This window comes from Psychrobacter sp. Rd 27.2, assembly GCF_001921755.1.
Taxonomy (GTDB): domain Bacteria; phylum Pseudomonadota; class Gammaproteobacteria; order Pseudomonadales; family Moraxellaceae; genus Psychrobacter; species Psychrobacter celer.
Genome location: NZ_MRYB01000008.1, coordinates 49,155 through 66,742, shown reverse-complemented (window position 1 = coordinate 66,742; position 17,588 = coordinate 49,155). Strand labels below are relative to the sequence as shown.

Below are 17,588 nucleotides of genomic sequence, written 5' to 3'. Positions count from 1 at the left end.
AGACTGTATTAAATAACTGCGTCAAATAGCTGTGTTAAAAATGAGGTGTTCACAGATAATAACGACTCTCTAAAATAACACAGCTCGCTCGTAGACATCCTTATAATGGTAGGGTCATATTTTATTTAGAAGTTTCTAACACTTTAGGAAATATACCAACAGGTACTCCGAAGACTTTACTCCAGACTCACTGTAATTTTTTATAGCGACCTAACTACAGTAAGAATTAATTTTCGTAAAAGGCTTTCAGCAGCTTCATAACTTAACCCCTCCATCATTACTGCATCTGAAATAGCATCGATTGTACCGTGGATAGCGTATAACACCCCCTTGTTTTCTTGGAAAGACCCTGTTAAATGAGGCTGTAAAATCTGCCAATAGGCTTTAGAAAAGTAGTATCGAATATCAGCTTTGAGGTTTCGGTAGCCAGGGTAAGCTTGTAAAGCGGCAATAATTTCCTCGTATTGAGATCCGCAATGTACTACGCAAGCAAGATATGACTTAACAACACTATCGACGGTGGCTTCGAGAGAGACTGGGTGCTCAGCCACCGCTTGCTCAATAGCTTCAATTACACGTTGATCATAGCTTTGATAGAGGGCCGAAAGTAACGCTTCTCTTGAGCCGAAGTGTTCATATGTGATGGGCTTGCTAACTCCTGCGTAATCAGCTAATGAAATTAATGTTAAAGCCTCTGTACCTGACTCCTGAACAATTTGATTAGCCATGGCCAATAACTGAATACGACGTTCTTCTTTTGTCATACGCTTACCCACCTCTCTCTCCTTCTTTTATTCATACGTATTGATTAACACTTTAAGCGATGAAACATGCTTTTGCATCCATGCTTAAATAAAAGAGTAACTCGCTGTATCCCGGATAAGGATGTATGCTCTCCTGCAGTTTCTGTAGGGGGATTTGATTCTGCTTTAATAGCTGTAACTCACCCAACAATTCACACGCCCGTTCTCCTAAAATAGAAGCCCCTAGTATTAATCCTTTGTTGTCACAAATTACTTTTGCTTTACCTATTGTTTTTTGATCCACAACGGCACGATCTAAATCTTCATAGTCAAACGTAAAAGTCTTGATATCATTATGCTCCGTGCTTGCTTCAACTTCAGTTAAGCCACAACGAGCAAACTCGGGGTCTGAGAACGTACACCAAGCGACACCTGATAAGTCAATAGGCTGTGTTCCTACACCATATAAATTATGGATTACATTTCGTGCTTGATACCCAGCCATATGAGAAAAAAGGTAAGGCCCTACCACATCTCCAGTTGCATAAATATTAGAGACGTTGGTTTGACAGTAGTCATTCACCGTGATTCCTTGCGAGGTAGCTTTAATACCAATATCGGCTATATTTAGCGTCGTTAGATTAGGTTGCCGTCCTAAAGCAAACAAGATTTTTTCCGCACAAACGATGGCTTCTCCCTCAGGCGAAGAAAGTGTTAGCTGAATACCTGTAGCATCCTCTGAGACAGCAATAGCACGTTGATTTAGAAGAATATCTACCCCATCTTTTTCTAAGGCTTCCTGTAGTAACTTAGAAAGCTCTACTTCTTCTCGATAAAGAATATGAGGAGCCATTTCTACCAGTTTAACTTCTACGCCCAGCGCTTGCATTGCTTGTGACAGCTCAACACCAATAGCCCCAGCGCCCAACACAATGATGCTACTAGGCAGGTTTGGCAAAAGAAAAATATTTTCATTTGTTAGATAATCAACTGTGTTAATACCAAAGATATCTGGAACGACAGGCGATGAGCCTGTGGCAATCATTATATTCTCTGCTTGCAAAGTATTTGTACCTACTTGAACAGTATCTTTATCCAAAAACACGGCTTCACCGTAGAAATATTCGATTCCAGCAGCTTCTAAAACAGGTACAGCTTCTGCTTGATGTGCCTTCTGAATTAATGCTCGTACTTTTGATAAAACGTCAGCAGAGTTTATCTCTATAGAACCATATTTTTTTGAGATTTTAATCTCTTTTGCCATTTGTATCATCGCTTTACTAGGAATGCAGCCAGACCATGTACACTCTCCTCCTGGCTGATTACGCTCTACTAAAGCCACTTTTTTCCCATATTCCATAGCAGTCAATGCTGCGTTCAAGCCACCAGCCCCTGCACCAATGACCACTAGGTCGTATAACAATTTGGATTTACTATAGTCACTTATGCTCATAAAAGAACCCTTTTATACCAAAACTTATTTCACTAAAGAAACCTGTTACTAAGCCAACCTACTTAAGGTAGGTTGGCTTAGTAGGTTAATGGATTTACTCGAAAATAACCAGTATTTTTTAAAGTATTCGTTTGGACTTTTTTGAATAAATGTACTAGATCATAAAATAGATCTCAGAGGTCTTGTGAGCATCTAATAGGCTATACATACCATACTTACTAAGCCCTAATGAGGCTTATGAACATGTTAAAACTTAGCTAGATCGTCATATTAGTGGCGTTAAGTCAGTATGATGGTAAAAAAATAGAGAGCCTTAACGACTCTCTAAAATAACCCAGCCCGCTCGTAGACATTCTTATGACGGTGAGGTCTCTATTTTATTTGGAAGTTTCTAACAAATGGAATACGGGTAATCGCCACTTTGCTCTAACCGCTGCCATACGGATTAAGTAACCAGCAACCAAACTAACAATGATACTGATATTACTACTAACAGCAAAATGCTGAAGTATTAAATATAAACAAGCAATGATTAAAGAAACTGAAGCGTATAACTCATGATGTAAAACCAATGGGGTTTGGCGACATATTAAATCACGCAGCAATCCACCAAACACACCTGTTGCAATGGCCGCAACCACACAAACACCGTAATGGAGTCCCATGTTAAGCCCTACTTGACAACCAATAATGCTAAAGGCCGCTAGTCCTAAAGCATCCAAACGTATGAAAATGCCATTAAGTTTAACAACCCATTTAGCCAACCAAGTCGTTATAAGGCCAGCCACACAAACAATTAATAAATATTCAGGATGTTCTACCCAAGTTAAGGGGTAATTACCAAGTAAGATATCTCTGACACTACCACCACCTATCGCCGTTACACTTGCGATAAGCATAACGCCAAACCAATCCATATTTTGTCGTCCCGCGCTTAGTGCCCCCGTCATTGCCTCTGCTGTAATACCAATAATGTAAACTATACTCAAAAGCATGGAATACTCACCTTAAATCTATCTGATAGTGTAAATGATGTGAGATTGTAAAGATAAAACTGGTGTATTACGAATGATAATTTGAATCGTTTTGAAAGCATCTAGTACTACTCTATTCTAGCAACGGGAAAGCAAAAAAGAATGCAACGTTATTGTCACTTTATATGCAAAAGCACTGCTTTTCCCAAGCATAAATCGCGGCTTATGCGTAAGCATCAAATTTTCATAAACAAGTAAAAAAATTACTGAATACACATGGTCACAGGCTTTGAACTCCTCTATCCTAGTGCCCTGACTTAGACCCCATCGAGAGAAATGGGTACAAACCAATATTCCACTACAAGAATGGATAATGGTTTTTTAAATTGCTAAATGATGTGGGCTGTTATGAATGGCCCATATAACGATCTTCTGAAGGAATAAAAATTATGATGAGAAAAACGTTACTGCCCAGCATGCTGTTATTAAGTCTGACTGCGTGCCAGAACACTAATACACAGGGCCTTGAGACAACAACGGTTTTACATAACGACCTACCTATAGCAACCTCAACCGATAAGTATACTAACAATATAACGGGCGATTACGTCACAGACGGCTATACAAAACGTAACGAGGGTTACGACTGGTTTGCGATCAGCGTACGTGATGCTGGTCAAGATGCTATTAGTGTGTCTATTCGTTCTCGCATAGACAAAAAGAAACCTACTTGTACATTAGACACCGTACTTCATAAAGCTCATGATGGACGGTATCAGTTTTGGGTAGATAATAACCCCGTTTATTTGCGCTTTAATGACAATAGCTTATCCATTGAAGGTGAAGAAGCCTATCTACAAAAAACAGCTTTTTATTGTAGCGGCGGTGCAACGCTTGGTGGCGTATATCAAAAATTAAGCGATACGCTGGACACTCAACAATTGGACAACTCGCTATACGCTACCTCACTCAACTATGGTGATTTTTCTACTCAAGTGACCAGCACCTCTGACGGCAATGGTGGTTATATCTTGCAGATTCAGCCAATGGGCGAAGACATTATCGAGCGACCAATTAGCGATCCTGTTGTTAGTGCCGATGTGGGTGATATAAATGGCGATGGATATCCTGAAATTCTAGTATTCACTCAAAGTGTGGGTAGCGGTTCATATGGTGATGTGATTGCTTATTCGAGCAATAAAGGGCTGTCGTGGAGTCAAGTCTCTTATCCAGAGCTGACTGATACACTCAAACAAGGTTATATGGGTCATGATGCGTTTGCATTGGTTGAGAATATATTGGTTAGACGTTTCCCACTCTATTTAGAAGACGATAGCAATGCCAATCCACAAGGTAAAACACGCCAAATTCAGTATCGTATGATAGAGGGTGAGGCTTCTCGTCAGTTTGTGGTTGACACGATTAATGAGTTTTAAGTACTTCTTAACAACTTACTGGATAATAGGATAAAGCAAGTGCTATACAAAAACTTTAAAATACAGTTAATTTTAGCATTAACTGTATTAACTAGTGCCTGTACAAATATGGACCTTGTTCAAACTACAGCTATTAATACTGTATTTGAAGAGACGGCGCTGGTAAAAGCTAAACCAATAGCTATTGAAAAATCGAATATAAATTTCGACAGTCATCCAATTGCAAAACGTTATAGAACTGTGATTAGTGGGGAATATGCGAAACAGGACGTGAATTTTGCAAACCATTACGTAGTAATAACATGGGGCTGTGGTTCAGGCTGTGTCAGTGGTGCGATGGTCGATAGCCGAAATGGAACGGTTTACCCTTTACCAGAAGATAAAGAATGGGGTGGTAATGGCACATATGTTACATTTGAACAGGAAAGCAATATTCTAACGTCAGTATGGGTAATTCCGACCCCAACAGGCGATACTGAAGAAACGCAAAAATACTGGAAATGGGATGAGCAATCTAAAGTATTTGCACATATTTCTGCACTTCCAACATATCTTGAGAGTAAATAAGAGAGAAGACCTGTGAAAAAAATTACCAAAGTGCAAATGGCAACGATAATCGCCATAGTCTTTTGTATTATATGGGAAATTTATATAGGTATATGGTCTAGAACACAAGTTGGAGCGATAATAAGAGTAGATATATTCATTATTTATCCAATATTGATAGCTCTAATTATTATTTCCGTCAAACAATATATAAAAAATAAGCTAGGCAATCATAGATAAAAAGGATTAAGAGTAGTACGTGATGACATATTAGGCTTTTATTTTCGACACTCATTTTTAAAATGAGGACATATCTTACTTTACTTCACTCGATTGGATAAAATGACGCCAATTGTGCTTAACACGATGCCGCACATCATTGCGATTGATAAAGACTCATTAAGTATTAATGCTGCGAGTAAAGCGGTTAGTCCAGGAGACAGAGAACCAAGCAGCAAAGTGCGAATGGAACCGAGTTTGTTGACTGCATAAGAAAATCCAATGGTTGAGACGATACCAACGCCCACGCCTTGTATTAAGATAAAAGGTAGGGCCTCATCAAAAGAAACAGCGCCGAGGTTGGTCTCTAAAAAACCCGATAGAACCATCATCAATGTCATGAAAAATGCAGTGTAAGAAAGGACGATAGCAACCGCTACTGGACTCAAACTCGTACTTTTTAAACCTAAGGTGTAACCCGCCCAAACCAAACTCGCAATCATTAGAAAGGCCATCCCCTGTAGCAGACTACTAGGTGTTGGTTCTGCGTTCCCTACCATCATCGTGGCTACGCCAAAGAAAATAATCATGAATGCCAAAAATTTCTTTAGTGATATACGCTGACGATAAAAAATAAAGGATAAGAGTGCGGCAAAGAACACTGGCGTCCCTGTCAAAATAGTACCAACATAAGCTGCAGGAGCAGTGCTCGCGCCAACAGTGGCGAGCAACAGAAAAGGAACACCGCCAAATAAAATAAAAATGATATCAGCCCCTCTCATGTTTTTGATTTCCTTCAAACTAGAGAATACCCAAGGCGTCAATAAAAGTAGTGGCACGCTAAATCGAATGAGCATGACATCAGCCATGCTTAACGACGATGCTCCAACCGCTCGTACAGTCAATGCAAAGCCTGACCAAATCAATATCACAACAATCATCGCCACATAGCCTTTCATCAGCGGAGACAGGGTGAACAAGGGATTTTTGCGTGAGGAAGGCTGAGAAATGGTATTCATATTGATGTCTTATGCTTGTATATAAAGCCTAATTATCAATCAAAAATCGCGCTTTTATCTCTATTCTTTTATTGAAAATCTATAGTTATTTAGTGGATAATGCCAAATAATATATAATTATTGGCTGGAAACACCAGAAAGGCAATACATGGATAAAATCGACCGTCATATTTTGGAAGTGCTTCAGAAAGAAGGACGCTTATCAACAGCTGAATTAGCCGAGCGTATTGGTCTGTCACCCTCACCTTGTGCTAGGCGCCTGAAACGTTTAGAAGATGAATTTTATATAGAAGGCTATCAAGCGAACATAAATAGAGCTAAAGCTGGCATTGCGATGAGCTTTTTTGTGGAAGTCAGTCTGAGCAACCATCAAGAAGGATCGATTACAGCCTTCGAAAATGCTTTATCTGAGATGGATGAGGTAATCAATGGACATGTTGTTTCGGGCCCTTATGATTACTTATTGGAAGTAGTCAGCGCAGACCTCAACGGTTATGAAGAATTTACTCGTAAATTGCATAAGCTTACTAGCGTTAAAGACATACATACCCACTTATCAGTGAGAAGAGTGATTAATAAAACAACGTTGCCTATTTTTATGTAATACCTTTTAACGCTTATTATGCAATATGCCAACAGCTGCCTTACAGGCCTTGCTACAGAAGCTTTGTGTTTCTTTTATATAAACTTAAATATCAATAGTGTTTGATGTATTCATTATTTATCCAATTTTGATAACTCTAACTATTATTTCCATTAGACAATACATAAGAAATAAGCGAAACAACCATAGATAAAAAGGCTTAAGAATAGTACGCGATGACATATTACGTCGTTCTTTTCGACACTTATTTTTGCAAACAGGACATACGTCATGCTTACCCTTCATATTGCTAACGGCGCATCAGCTTCTGGCACTTTAAAACATTATTTCGAACAAAATAAGCTTGATGGTACAAACGAAGTATTGTGCTTTGATGACTATTTGGCCATTGGCCCTTTATATGACGGTAATAAAGTCAATGATCATCAATTGTTAAACCAACGAGCCAACTATCTATTTGATATGTTACAAATAGCGCATCTCGAAGAATTCGCTGACGTAAATGTTGAAGATCAATGGTTGGTAGATATTACTAAAGACATCAGTAAATTATGTCACTTTGACTTTACTCCTTACCACAAAGTGGTTATATGGCATGGAGATAATGCGCCTGAACGGTCGTTACTCTATTTGTGTTGCCATATAATTGATGAGCATAAACTCTACCATATCAGTATTAACGACTATAACCTCTCCACTCATATGCTACGTGGAGTGGGTGCCTGTTCTCTTGAAATGTTAGACTTCCTGCATAATCAAGAAAAAAAGATCAAGCCCGTAGATTGCGTGCAACATGCACAATTATGGCAAACGCTCGTTAAGTCCTCGAAGCGACCTGATAGCTTATTGCGAATTTTTGAGAGCAACGAAGTCAAATCTGTTGGTGAAGATTATTTTGATAAACAAATACTGACGCAATGCCAAGAACAAGGTCAAGGAAATTTTGTATTAATGATGGCATTGGTTGGCCGTGTTCTGGGGTTAAGTGAGCAGCTTATTACAGACACTTTCATTATCGCTCGAGTCTACTATTTAATCCAAAATACCAGTCTTGAGTATCAAGGAGATTTGGATCAGCCGCGTCAGTTACAAGTTCGAGTCAGAGATTAATCATAATCACCAGCCCTAAATTCTAGGAAAATATCATGAATGTTTTGAAATTTAGCTCAATCATCGCGTTAGTGACATTAATCACGCTAAGTGGCTGCCAGTATGCTGACACAAGACTAGAGAATCCATTAAAGAAAGAGCAATCTAAAGTCATGCAAAAACTGTTTAATATCGAAACTGATAGACAGTTTTATATCACTTTTCCTGACCACAAGAATCAAGTGGCGTTAACTGAGTTTGTCGGTGCCAATGACAGTCAAGATAGCAAACCGTATGTGAGAGGTGTATTAGCAGATAATAAAAATTATTCAGCGTCGCTGGACTATAGCAATATCACCGCACTAAATAGCTCAAAGGATAAAAACATTGTTAAATTTATCGCTCCTTATACACTAACCAATAGTAACGCTGTGTCAGATGAAACACTGTCTACTCTAGACAATCCAAATCTACCCAGCAACTCACTGTATTTAGGATTTTTTGAGCTAGACCCTAATATCAATAACATCACTCAATATGATCAACAGCTCCTAGGCAAGTACAGCACGTTGACTGCGATAAGCTATGATGGACAAGATACTGTTAATGTCACTATAAGTCAGTACCCAACAGAGACTGACCAAAATAAAAATATCAGATCCAGTTTTCATGACTTGACGTTTAAAGTGGGCGATGAGATGACCGTGATTGTAGAATAAGCATTTATTATCTTTGGGTATACCCTAGCAGAACCACCTAAAAAGCCCCGAAAACCTATTAACAGACTACTTAAAACAGACTGCTATAATGGAACCATCTATAACAGGTTTTTGAATTAAGGGACGGGCTGCTGTGCTTTTCTAATAACATTAGCCTATTCTTAGTAATAAAAAAGCCACCTATAAGAAGGTGGCTTATTAGCGCTTGAATCACTTGAATTTATTATTACACATTAAAGCCTATGTGCTTCCCTGTTGGCAGCTCAACGTCGATACGAAGCTTGCCACCCATAGCTTCAACATATTTTTTCATGGTTGATATTTTAAGATCATTGCCGCGATTTTCTATAGCAGACAATGAAGGCTGCTTAATACCCATGGTTTGAGCCAGTTCTTTTTGAGAGATCTCTAACTCTTCACGAATACGAGACAGCTGGTTTTCTAAAAGCAATTGCTCTGCCAGTTGTTTAATACGCGCTTGGCTATCCAAAGAGCGCTCAGCTAACATCTCTTGTAATGTCTTAGTCATGTTATGGATCTCCTAAAGTTCTGAGGTGACACTCATACTGCTGGTCTGCAGTGGCTAGCATTTCTTTATAAAAACGCTTTTTATTACCTTTATCACCAATACAAAGCACAATCGCTTGCCGCTTTGGGTCAAAGGCAAAAAAGGCTCTGAGTGGATTGCCTCTGTGCTGAATACGCAACTCTTTCATGTTGGTAAACTTTGAATCATACACCGTATCTACTAAAGGGCGACCCAAGCTTGGACCTTGCTGTTCTAAAACCACCAAAGCTGCCAGTACTTTTTCTTGCGTTGATTCATCTTGCTGATCAAACCATTGGTTGAACAGCTCTGTTGTGATGACAGTCCACATATAAAAACCAATATATAGATTACAGTCTATATTATACATCTAATCGAGACAGTCTGCAATTATAGTGAGCGGCTCTTAACAGCCTATTCTTATAGTAGCGACCATATTTTCTATCATTAACCTATACCTTAACAGTAAAGTAATTAAGTGATAATCAATCTATCATTAGAGTTGTTTTTACTATTAAACGATAGTATTATCATTAAACAATAATATTTAAGTCTAAAAGATATGTTGATACCCATGACAGTCAGAATATATGTGAGAGCTAGCACAAAAGACCAAGATGCTAAGAGAGCCTTGTCTGACTTGATTGGCTTTAGTAAAGATTATGCTGACAGTCATGTTGATTACATTGAAAACTATAGTGGTACTAAGTTAGATAGACCAGAACTTACTAAGTTACTTGATGATGCAAATCAGGGAGATGTATTGCTTGTTGAGAGCGTGGATAGATTAAGCAGATTGTCTCAAGATGATTTTGGTATTTTAAAACAAAGAATGAAAGACAAAGGCTTAAGATTAATCGTAGCAGACCTACCTACTACGCATACAATTAATACTGGCATGAGTGGAGAGATATTGGCTGTAATCAACAATATGCTAATTGATTTGTTAGCAACAATGGCTAAATTGGATAATGACAAGCGTAGAGAGCGTATTAAGCAAGGATTAGCTAATAGTGGTTATAAACCTACAGGCAAAAAAGCTAATACACAGAAGCACAAACGCATTAGAGAATTAGCAAGTCAAAACAATATGAAAAAAGATGAAATAGCTAAGGCCTGTGGTGTTGGAGTGGCTACAGTTTATCGAGTACTAAAAGATACGTAATACGTCAGGTAATGAACTTAAATAATTATGCTTTGCTGAATTACTATGTCTAAAAATAAAACAGTAGTCATAAGCATTAATTATCTGCAAGCGCTACCTTAGTATAGTGAGCGTGTAGCAGCGCTATTACTTCTTTGATAGTTGCGATTCTACCTTCCTGATAGTCTTTGAAGATATGCTGAGTATCTGGATTGACAGGAAGGTTGTCTACTGCGAAACTAGCCGAAGTAATAGCCATAATATAGCGTCGTTCTTCTATTTCTTGTTGGCTAACGAGGATAGGACGATCATCAGTAATTGATTCTTCGAATTTAGAGTCTTCCATACTAGCTCCTATTAGTAATAATAAATTTGCTCAGCAAATTATATAGTCTTCTATCTAGATAACTTTTCTCTCATTGCTATGTCTTATTCGGCTGATTTAATTGTATTAATGATTTAGACATCGGTAAATCATGATTGTTTAATATCAAGAGCGATTGTGACTGAATAATTCGTACTTCTAACATTTCCTAGAGTTGCGTAACTTACTTGCTCTAAAGTTTTTTGGGGCCTATATGGACTAAATAACTCATCAATAGTGTAGTGAAAACTACCATCATCTACTCCAAATACATAATCAAAAAATATTTTGGCCATTGCAGACTGAGGGTGGCTAGCATCGCGAAAAGATTTATTGCGATTCCAACTACCACTATGTATTTTACCGAAAACCCTTTCTATATTACCAGAAACAGAATTTGAAGCATGTCTTCGAGTAATACCTGGTTTTTGCACGTATGCAGCAGCATTTTCAACAGATTTCCAAATGACATAATGCATGGTTGATACAGCGCATTCAGCTAGACATGATCTGAGAATGCTAATTAGCTTGTCACCGATAGGCGGTGCTAGATAGTTCAGTCTTGACCTAGTAACCAGGTAGCTTAAACACTCTCCTAGCTGTAACTTTTCACACCAGCTCTTAAATTGACTATCCGCTACTAGAGCACTGGTATTTTTTTTAGATTTAGCGTTTATCAAGATTTTAGTAAGATTCTCAATACTATAAGCAAATTCAAAGATCGCTTGATAGAAATCTATCTCGAGCTCTTTTTCTTCGTTGATGGTTACGTATTCGTAGCTATTTTCAGGAGCGAGTATAAGCAGATTTCGGTTAAAGAGATGCTGTAGTATTTCTTCATCCAATCTAGAGAACGGTGATAAAGATAATGATAAATTGTCATGTAGAGAGACTGTATTCCTTAGATTATCTGCTCCTATACTCTCTACAGTCGCTGCAAGTAGAAGCTTATCCACATCATTAAGCTCAGTGATTGAAGGAATACTGCTTAATTGAATGCTTCTGCATTGATTGATGTACTCTAGAGCGGTCTGTCTCATCCCTTCTTCTAAACGCTTTTGTTTAAGACGATACTCTAAGTACTCTTGATCCATTCTTTTTTCAAGCGCCTCCCCGCAATCATCACACCGCCATCTAATAAGATCCAATCGAGTTAGCTGTGAGCGAGTATAGCAAATATTAGTTGTACCGCAGTCTATGCATTGGCAGTCTAGTACAACAAGATGAGCATTTATTTTAACGATACTCGGTATATCCTGATGCTTAACACCAAACTCTCGACCTATCTCTTTGCAGGTATATATAAAACCACTTCGTTTATCGCCTTCTCTTAACCAGTACCTCTCACATATAAGCTTATTAGTCTCTGTTATATCTGACTGATACTCTAGTTTAGTTTTCACGCTCACCTCTAAATACCGACTATATCCCGTGGATATTGTAACTTACCACTGTGAGTATTGCTATCTTTAGCAGTGGTTAATGAGATGACAACAGATGAGCGTATGATTGCCTTTGGAAGGCGTGTCCGTGAGATGCGAAAAAGCAAAGGAATATCCCAAGAAAGATTGGCGGAGATGGCAGGTATTGATCGTAGCTATATGGGAAATATTGAACGTGGTGAGAAGAATATTACGCTCAAGAAGGCATATGAGATATGTGATGCGTTAGATGTTGAGATACAGAATTTAGTCTGAGATTCTGATTAAATATCGTGAAATTATATATTCTTGAAATATTGATTCGACTATATCTAAGGGTTGGGTTGATAGCTCTTTAATTGAACCTCTAGCATTTAGATAACTAATGTCACTCAGCTCCTCTATATATTAGAAAGAGAAGTTGAGTGACGCTTAATGAGTATTAAACAGACTTACTAGTATAGATAACTCTATACAATAGCATTATTTGTTCATAAACCTCATCGTATAAATCTTCTGTTAGTAGACTATATTTATTAGTCATCTCAAGAGTCTTGTACTCATCAATATTTCTATCAAAGGACACGGAGCATATAATAAGCTGATTGTCTTTCGATAAGCCATTGACACATAGATCAAATATTTTTTTCGTAATACTCTTATCTGGATCTTGTTGTTTAGGCGAGTCAATTAAAACAGGAAGCATAGGAACTGATGATCTGCTCTCAATCGTTTTCAAAAGGGCGTAGTGATACGCCAATACCGATCTTGGCGCTCTACTTCCTGTTTCATTCTTTGTGATAGAGTAGTACTTAGTAGCATCACCTACAAAAGGATTTTTAATTCCCAGTTCAGTCTGAGCAAACTTTAGATGTTGTTTGAACTCACTATTAATTTCTGTAGTACGTTTCTTATTAGCATATTCAGACATTTCAATAACTAGCTTGTGTCTAGAAACATTTAGATAGTCGATTTCTTGTGCCAACTCTTCTATCTGCTGATCAAAAGTATACTCAACCTCCTTACTAGCTTGAGATCTAATTATATCTTGTAAAGTTAGTTCACCTGATGTGTTTTGCAACATTATTTTTAGTTCACGGCTTATTTTTTGAGCTTCTTTGAGTTTTTCTTGAATAATATCTATTTTTTTATTGTATTTGGACTTCTGCTCATAAAGTTTAGGTAAGACTTGTAGTAGTATTTCTTGGTTTTTGAGTACCGCATACTTATCTTCTAAGCTTAGTATATTGGATAGAGAGCTAGCATCATTTTCTGCAAGTTGCTGCTTAGACTCTTGAATATCAGACTCTATCGCATCTCGAAAAGATAATGCTTCTACTAGCTGTGTTCTATAATCCGTCTCTTCTCGATGTAACTTCTGAGATTTAAGGAGAAATCGCTGCAATAGCTCTTCATAATATTCAGAATCAACGTCAAAAAGAACTCTACCAAAAGATCCTTCAAATCGTACTCTGGCAGCTTCAAGAGCATTCAATGTCGCACTAATTTTAGCTAGTTCAAAGTCTATAGAGCTTATTTCACCTTGTAATTTATAGTATTCTTTTGGCGTAACACCTGTATGAAAACGAAGAATGCGCTTTTGCCAATCTTTATACATGCTTAAACGCTCGAACGACTCCAGTACTCTACTCCAACCATTATCTTGATCGATATAGAAAGGTAAATAAAGAGTAGCTGGGTATGCCTGAGATTGTACACCTGTTGAAGTTAAGCTTAGTTCTAAGTTGAAATCGAAAATTTTACCTACTACTTTGGCTATTTCCATACGTTGAGTGGACGAAACTAATAATTTATTGCAATCACTGAGATCAAATATAGAAATACACTTATCGTGGCGTATAAAAGCATAATCACGTTCATTGATACTTATAACTACTTTTGAAATAAAATTATCATCTTTCCATTCTTTATCTAGACGGACATCCGCTCCTAAAGTGTAGTATAAACTTTTGATTAGACTTGATTTTCCAGTATCATTCTCACCATAGATCAAATTAATATCTGGTGAGAATTCATAGAAGAATCCTTTTCCATAACGAAGAGAGAGTAAGTGAGTACTTTTAAAGTATATTTTTTTCATTGCTCACCTTCTAATAGCTTCTGAATTATTGAGTAAACCACGATGCATTCTTTTTTTCCTGACTTCTCCAGAGCTAGTGCGTAGGCTGGATAAGCCTTATCAATAGCACCTATGACATCTGTTATGTACAAACTCAAATTTTTTTCGATTCCATCTTTGTCATAAAGTGCATTAGCAGCATCTAAATAAACACTGGTTGGATTTGTATTGCTCTGGTTCAAATCCATACAAACCCGAGAAAAAATCCCTTCTAATCGTATTAAACGTAATGTGTCCTTATTCATTTCGCTAAAAATAATCTTCGCGGTTTCCCAACTAGGTCTTAAGCTATCATTAGTATTAAGAGAGTCAATAATCTCATTAAACGCTTTGGATGAAAAACCTTTTTTTGATACTAAATCTGCAATCTCAGTAATGTCACCTGATTTAAATTTTGATTTTTCTCTACATTCCGTAGTAAGTAAATTTATCAGAGGATCGATATGTAGGTTCGTACTTATCTCATATTTTTTACTCAAAAAGTCGCACAGCTTACCTTTCAGATGAATCAAGTGGTCATGTAAGCTTAAAGAAGACTGTACAAATTTTAGTGTTGAGAGGTCTATGTCTTGTTCGTTCATTACAGCTTGTTCTGCGACTGCTTGTTTTAATTTAACTTGCTCACTTGGCTGCAAAATGTTTGCATCAAAAGAAGTCTTTCCTCCAACTTTCGAGAAGTTTACAATTGCATTAGTTACGAACATAAGCTTAGGTGCTTTGGATGTATAGCCTAAAAATGCCTTTTGTAGCAAAAATTGTTTTGCAATAATTGAAATAGGGGCTTTTTTGGTAGCCTTATAGAGACTATTAGGTGTCCAGTGTGACTCTCTTGTCTTAACCTGTACGAAGGTTAAATCCTGAGGGTTATCTTCACGATCAAATATAACGACATCATCATGATATTCGAAGATAAATACATAATCTCTTTCTTTCAACTCATAGTCCAACATTTCTGATAATGCCCAGCAGCTCTGGTAGTCAAACCCTCGTTGAGCTATCTCGCCGCCTCTTTCAGTCTGTGGAATACTAATTAAAGCATCAGCTAAAACCATACATTACCTTATACTTTGTAATATGGATTGTCTGGAATTGAATTGTGGCACACTATAGCACTGTGCTCGTATTTTTACAGACATTTATCTATAATAATTCAGTAGTGTAGCAAGAAAACTGAAATACCAACCTATAAAAATATTTTTACATGCATAATGTTAGTAGCTCTCTGACTAAGAGCATGTTTACAAGGGTTAGCTGTTTAATTACTAGGTTTGATGGTGAACCAATCGTTTATGGGTGATCAATTTGTCACCAAGTCATAATTGCACTTATTTTTTGTCAGGATCAAAGGGAGCGGATGTTTTTTTTGTTTCTACTTAGAAGGAACTATCGCAGCGCGTTGAGATGCTGATGCTATTACTCTATAGCCAAGGGCTAAAATCCTTACTAGGAAAACGCCCTTGGTCTCATAAGAAAGTGATATGGTAAATAGTGATAAATCATTTAGTGTTAAAAATACAATTACATAAAATTAAAGAGTACAGTTATGAATATGCTAGATGATTTGATTCTAGAACGAAAATCCGATAGTTCGGAAGAAGTAGTTATTGGTCTTGTAGGAGCCATTGGAAGTAATTTAGCTGTTTTCCAAAATATTTTAAAAACGGAACTAGAAGATACGTTTGATTTTCATGTTTTCATAATCAAGATATCTGAAGATATATTAGCCACCCACCCAAATATTAAAGATGTTAAAGGTTTTGATTCAAAAACCAGTAAGTATAAAAGAATTGATTCCTTAATGAATTTAGGAAATAAACTAAGAGAGCTGTATGGTGACGATTATATAGCTTTAGAGGTTGCAGCAAAAATAAGAGAATTAAGGATATCGTACAGTGGTCATAAGAAAAGATTTGCGTACATTATTAACTCATTGAAGCATGATGCTGAAGTAGGATCGCTAAATAAGTTATATGGACACACTTTCTTCCAAATCTCTATATTTGAGTCAGAAGAAAATCGAAAAGAAGCCTTAAATAATAATGTAGGAATGAAGATAGAGGAGGCAGCTAAACTCATAAAAAGAGATGAGAAAGAAGATGATAAGTGGGGGCAACGAACTAGTGTAGCGTTCCCACTAGCAGACTATTTTGTGAAATTTGATGACAAGTCTAGTATTCATATAAAGAATGCGATCAATCGTTTTATCAACTTGATTTTAGGAAATGCTTATATTACACCAACGTTTTCAGAGTCAGCAATTTATATGGCGTTTATGAGTAGTTTAAGATCGTCAGACTTGTCACGACAAGTAGGAGCTGTAATTTCCAAGGACGATAATATCTTATCTACTGGTACAAACGATGTACCTAAATTTGGTGGAGGTATTTATTCACCTCAATATGATGAAGATACTGGAGAAATTTATGATTATAAAAACGGTCGAGATTATAAAATTGGGGTAGATTGCAACCAAATTCAAAAAAGCAACTTAGTAGATGGGATTTTTAATTCTATTAAAGAAGAGCTAGAGGATATTGTTTTCGAAGATTCTTCTAGTGGACGAAAAATATTATCTGAAATAAAAAGATTAATAAAAGATAGCGAAATTAAAGATATAACGGAGTATGGCCGAATGGTCCATGCTGAAATGGATGCAATCTTAAATTGTGCGAGATCGAACAACTCGACACAAGGTGCGACCCTATATGTAACCACATTCCCATGCCATAATTGTGCTAAACATATTGTAGCTGCCGGTATTAAAGAAGTCATGTTTGTAGAGCCTTATCCGAAAAGTAAAGCACTAGACTTTCATAGAGACTCTATTTCCTTAGCAAAAGGGGAAAATAATAAATTAAGGTTTAAGCCTTTTGTTGGAGTTGGACCAAGAAACTTCATTAACTTATTTTCTTTATCTCTTGGTGTAGGAAAAGATTTGAAAAGGAAGGATCACGAAGGTAAAAGCATTGAAGACAAGTGGACACCTAAAACAGCTACACTAAGAGTTAGCGGAATTCCGGCTTCATATAAGCACTATGAACGAGAGATAACTGCAAAAATCCAGCAAATTAAAGATGAAATAGGTAATTAATATAAAGGTTTTTTATACAGGTCATTATTACTTTGCGACGAACTTCTTGAACAATCAATGAGATAACAACCTTTCAAGA

Annotated in this window: 18 protein-coding genes; 8 read left to right on the top strand and 10 right to left on the bottom strand. The window is 37.1% G+C overall.

Annotation, left to right across the window (positions count from 1 at the left end):
• Positions 1-200 precede the first annotated feature (200 nt).
• The 3 genes from BTV99_RS08350 to BTV99_RS08340 all read right to left on the bottom strand — a co-directional run bounded on the left by BTV99_RS08350 (position 201) and on the right by BTV99_RS08340 (position 3,191).
• Positions 201-764 (bottom strand): TetR/AcrR family transcriptional regulator, encoded by a 564-nt coding sequence (locus tag BTV99_RS08350; protein ID WP_143507109.1) that lies wholly within the window; start codon positions 762-764, stop codon positions 201-203.
• Between the two features lie 52 nt (positions 765-816).
• The gene (locus BTV99_RS08345; protein ID WP_075101911.1) at positions 817-2,196 is read right to left on the bottom strand and encodes an NAD(P)/FAD-dependent oxidoreductase; all 1,380 of its coding nucleotides are present in this window, start codon (positions 2,194-2,196) and stop codon (positions 817-819) included.
• 377 nt (positions 2,197-2,573) lie between these two features.
• Positions 2,574-3,191 carry a trimeric intracellular cation channel family protein gene (locus tag BTV99_RS08340; protein ID WP_075101910.1) on the bottom strand — a complete coding sequence of 206 codons (618 nt, stop codon included), beginning with the start codon at positions 3,189-3,191 and terminating at the stop codon, positions 2,574-2,576.
• A 428-nt stretch (positions 3,192-3,619) separates the two neighbouring features.
• On the opposite strand from BTV99_RS08340, the gene BTV99_RS08335 reads away from it, so the two are divergent.
• Positions 3,620-4,606 (top strand): hypothetical protein, encoded by a 987-nt coding sequence (locus BTV99_RS08335; protein WP_075101909.1) that lies wholly within the window; start codon positions 3,620-3,622, stop codon positions 4,604-4,606.
• Positions 4,607-4,645: 39 nt separating this feature from the next.
• Complete coding sequence (locus tag BTV99_RS08330) at positions 4,646-5,173, top strand: hypothetical protein (RefSeq protein ID WP_075101908.1); 528 nt, start codon at positions 4,646-4,648, stop codon at positions 5,171-5,173.
• Between the two features lie 299 nt (positions 5,174-5,472).
• On the opposite strand, the gene BTV99_RS08320 is transcribed toward BTV99_RS08330, so the two are convergent.
• Positions 5,473-6,390: a DMT family transporter gene (locus BTV99_RS08320; RefSeq protein WP_256713760.1), complete on the bottom strand. Its 918-nt coding sequence runs from the start codon at positions 6,388-6,390 to the stop codon at positions 5,473-5,475.
• A 148-nt stretch (positions 6,391-6,538) separates the two neighbouring features.
• Here BTV99_RS08320 and BTV99_RS08315 point away from each other — a divergent pair, with 148 nt between their 5' ends.
• From BTV99_RS08315 to BTV99_RS08305, 3 genes are all read left to right on the top strand, one after another.
• On the top strand, positions 6,539-6,994 hold the full coding sequence (locus tag BTV99_RS08315) for an Lrp/AsnC family transcriptional regulator (protein WP_075101906.1): 456 nt from the start codon (positions 6,539-6,541) through the stop codon (positions 6,992-6,994).
• Positions 6,995-7,264: 270 nt separating this feature from the next.
• The gene (locus BTV99_RS08310; protein WP_075101905.1) at positions 7,265-8,104 is read left to right on the top strand and encodes a DUF3658 domain-containing protein; all 840 of its coding nucleotides are present in this window, start codon (positions 7,265-7,267) and stop codon (positions 8,102-8,104) included.
• A gap of 35 nt (positions 8,105-8,139) precedes the next feature.
• Entirely contained in the window at positions 8,140-8,802 is a 663-nt protein-coding gene (locus tag BTV99_RS08305; protein ID WP_075101904.1) for a hypothetical protein, read from the top strand.
• A 226-nt stretch (positions 8,803-9,028) separates the two neighbouring features.
• Here the strand turns inward: BTV99_RS08305 and BTV99_RS08300 are convergent, their stop codons facing one another.
• Both BTV99_RS08300 and BTV99_RS08295 read right to left on the bottom strand, forming a co-directional pair.
• Positions 9,029-9,331, bottom strand: coding sequence for a helix-turn-helix domain-containing protein (locus BTV99_RS08300; RefSeq protein ID WP_011512377.1), 303 nt, complete (start codon positions 9,329-9,331; stop codon positions 9,029-9,031).
• Position 9,332: 1 nt separating this feature from the next.
• Complete coding sequence (locus tag BTV99_RS08295) at positions 9,333-9,680, bottom strand: type II toxin-antitoxin system RelE/ParE family toxin (protein ID WP_075101971.1); 348 nt, start codon at positions 9,678-9,680, stop codon at positions 9,333-9,335.
• 243 nt (positions 9,681-9,923) lie between these two features.
• On the opposite strand from BTV99_RS08295, the gene BTV99_RS08290 reads away from it, so the two are divergent.
• On the top strand, positions 9,924-10,514 hold the full coding sequence (locus BTV99_RS08290; protein WP_075101903.1) for a recombinase family protein: 591 nt from the start codon (positions 9,924-9,926) through the stop codon (positions 10,512-10,514).
• Positions 10,515-10,590: 76 nt separating this feature from the next.
• Here the strand turns inward: BTV99_RS08290 and BTV99_RS08285 are convergent, their stop codons facing one another.
• Together BTV99_RS08285 and BTV99_RS08280 are read right to left on the bottom strand one after the other, a co-directional pair.
• Positions 10,591-10,839: an antitoxin VbhA family protein gene (locus BTV99_RS08285; RefSeq protein ID WP_075101902.1), complete on the bottom strand. Its 249-nt coding sequence runs from the start codon at positions 10,837-10,839 to the stop codon at positions 10,591-10,593.
• Positions 10,840-10,967: 128 nt separating this feature from the next.
• A complete protein-coding gene (locus BTV99_RS08280; RefSeq protein WP_143507107.1) occupies positions 10,968-11,951 on the bottom strand; it encodes a hypothetical protein in 984 nt (327 codons plus the stop codon).
• 393 nt (positions 11,952-12,344) lie between these two features.
• Between BTV99_RS08280 and BTV99_RS08275 the strand changes: the two genes are divergently transcribed.
• Positions 12,345-12,554: a helix-turn-helix domain-containing protein gene (locus BTV99_RS08275; RefSeq protein WP_075101900.1), complete on the top strand. Its 210-nt coding sequence runs from the start codon at positions 12,345-12,347 to the stop codon at positions 12,552-12,554.
• A 166-nt stretch (positions 12,555-12,720) separates the two neighbouring features.
• On the opposite strand, the gene BTV99_RS08270 is transcribed toward BTV99_RS08275, so the two are convergent.
• Together BTV99_RS08270 and BTV99_RS08265 are read right to left on the bottom strand one after the other, a co-directional pair.
• Complete coding sequence (locus tag BTV99_RS08270) at positions 12,721-14,379, bottom strand: ATP-binding protein (protein WP_075101899.1); 1,659 nt, start codon at positions 14,377-14,379, stop codon at positions 12,721-12,723.
• Complete coding sequence (locus BTV99_RS08265) at positions 14,376-15,470, bottom strand: DUF4297 domain-containing protein (RefSeq protein WP_075101898.1); 1,095 nt, start codon at positions 15,468-15,470, stop codon at positions 14,376-14,378. The genes BTV99_RS08270 and BTV99_RS08265 overlap by 4 nt, the downstream gene beginning before the upstream one ends.
• A 491-nt stretch (positions 15,471-15,961) precedes the next feature.
• On the opposite strand from BTV99_RS08265, the gene BTV99_RS08260 reads away from it, so the two are divergent.
• Positions 15,962-17,509 (top strand): anti-phage dCTP deaminase, encoded by a 1,548-nt coding sequence (locus tag BTV99_RS08260; RefSeq protein WP_075101897.1) that lies wholly within the window; start codon positions 15,962-15,964, stop codon positions 17,507-17,509.
• Positions 17,510-17,588: the final 79 nt, after the last annotated feature.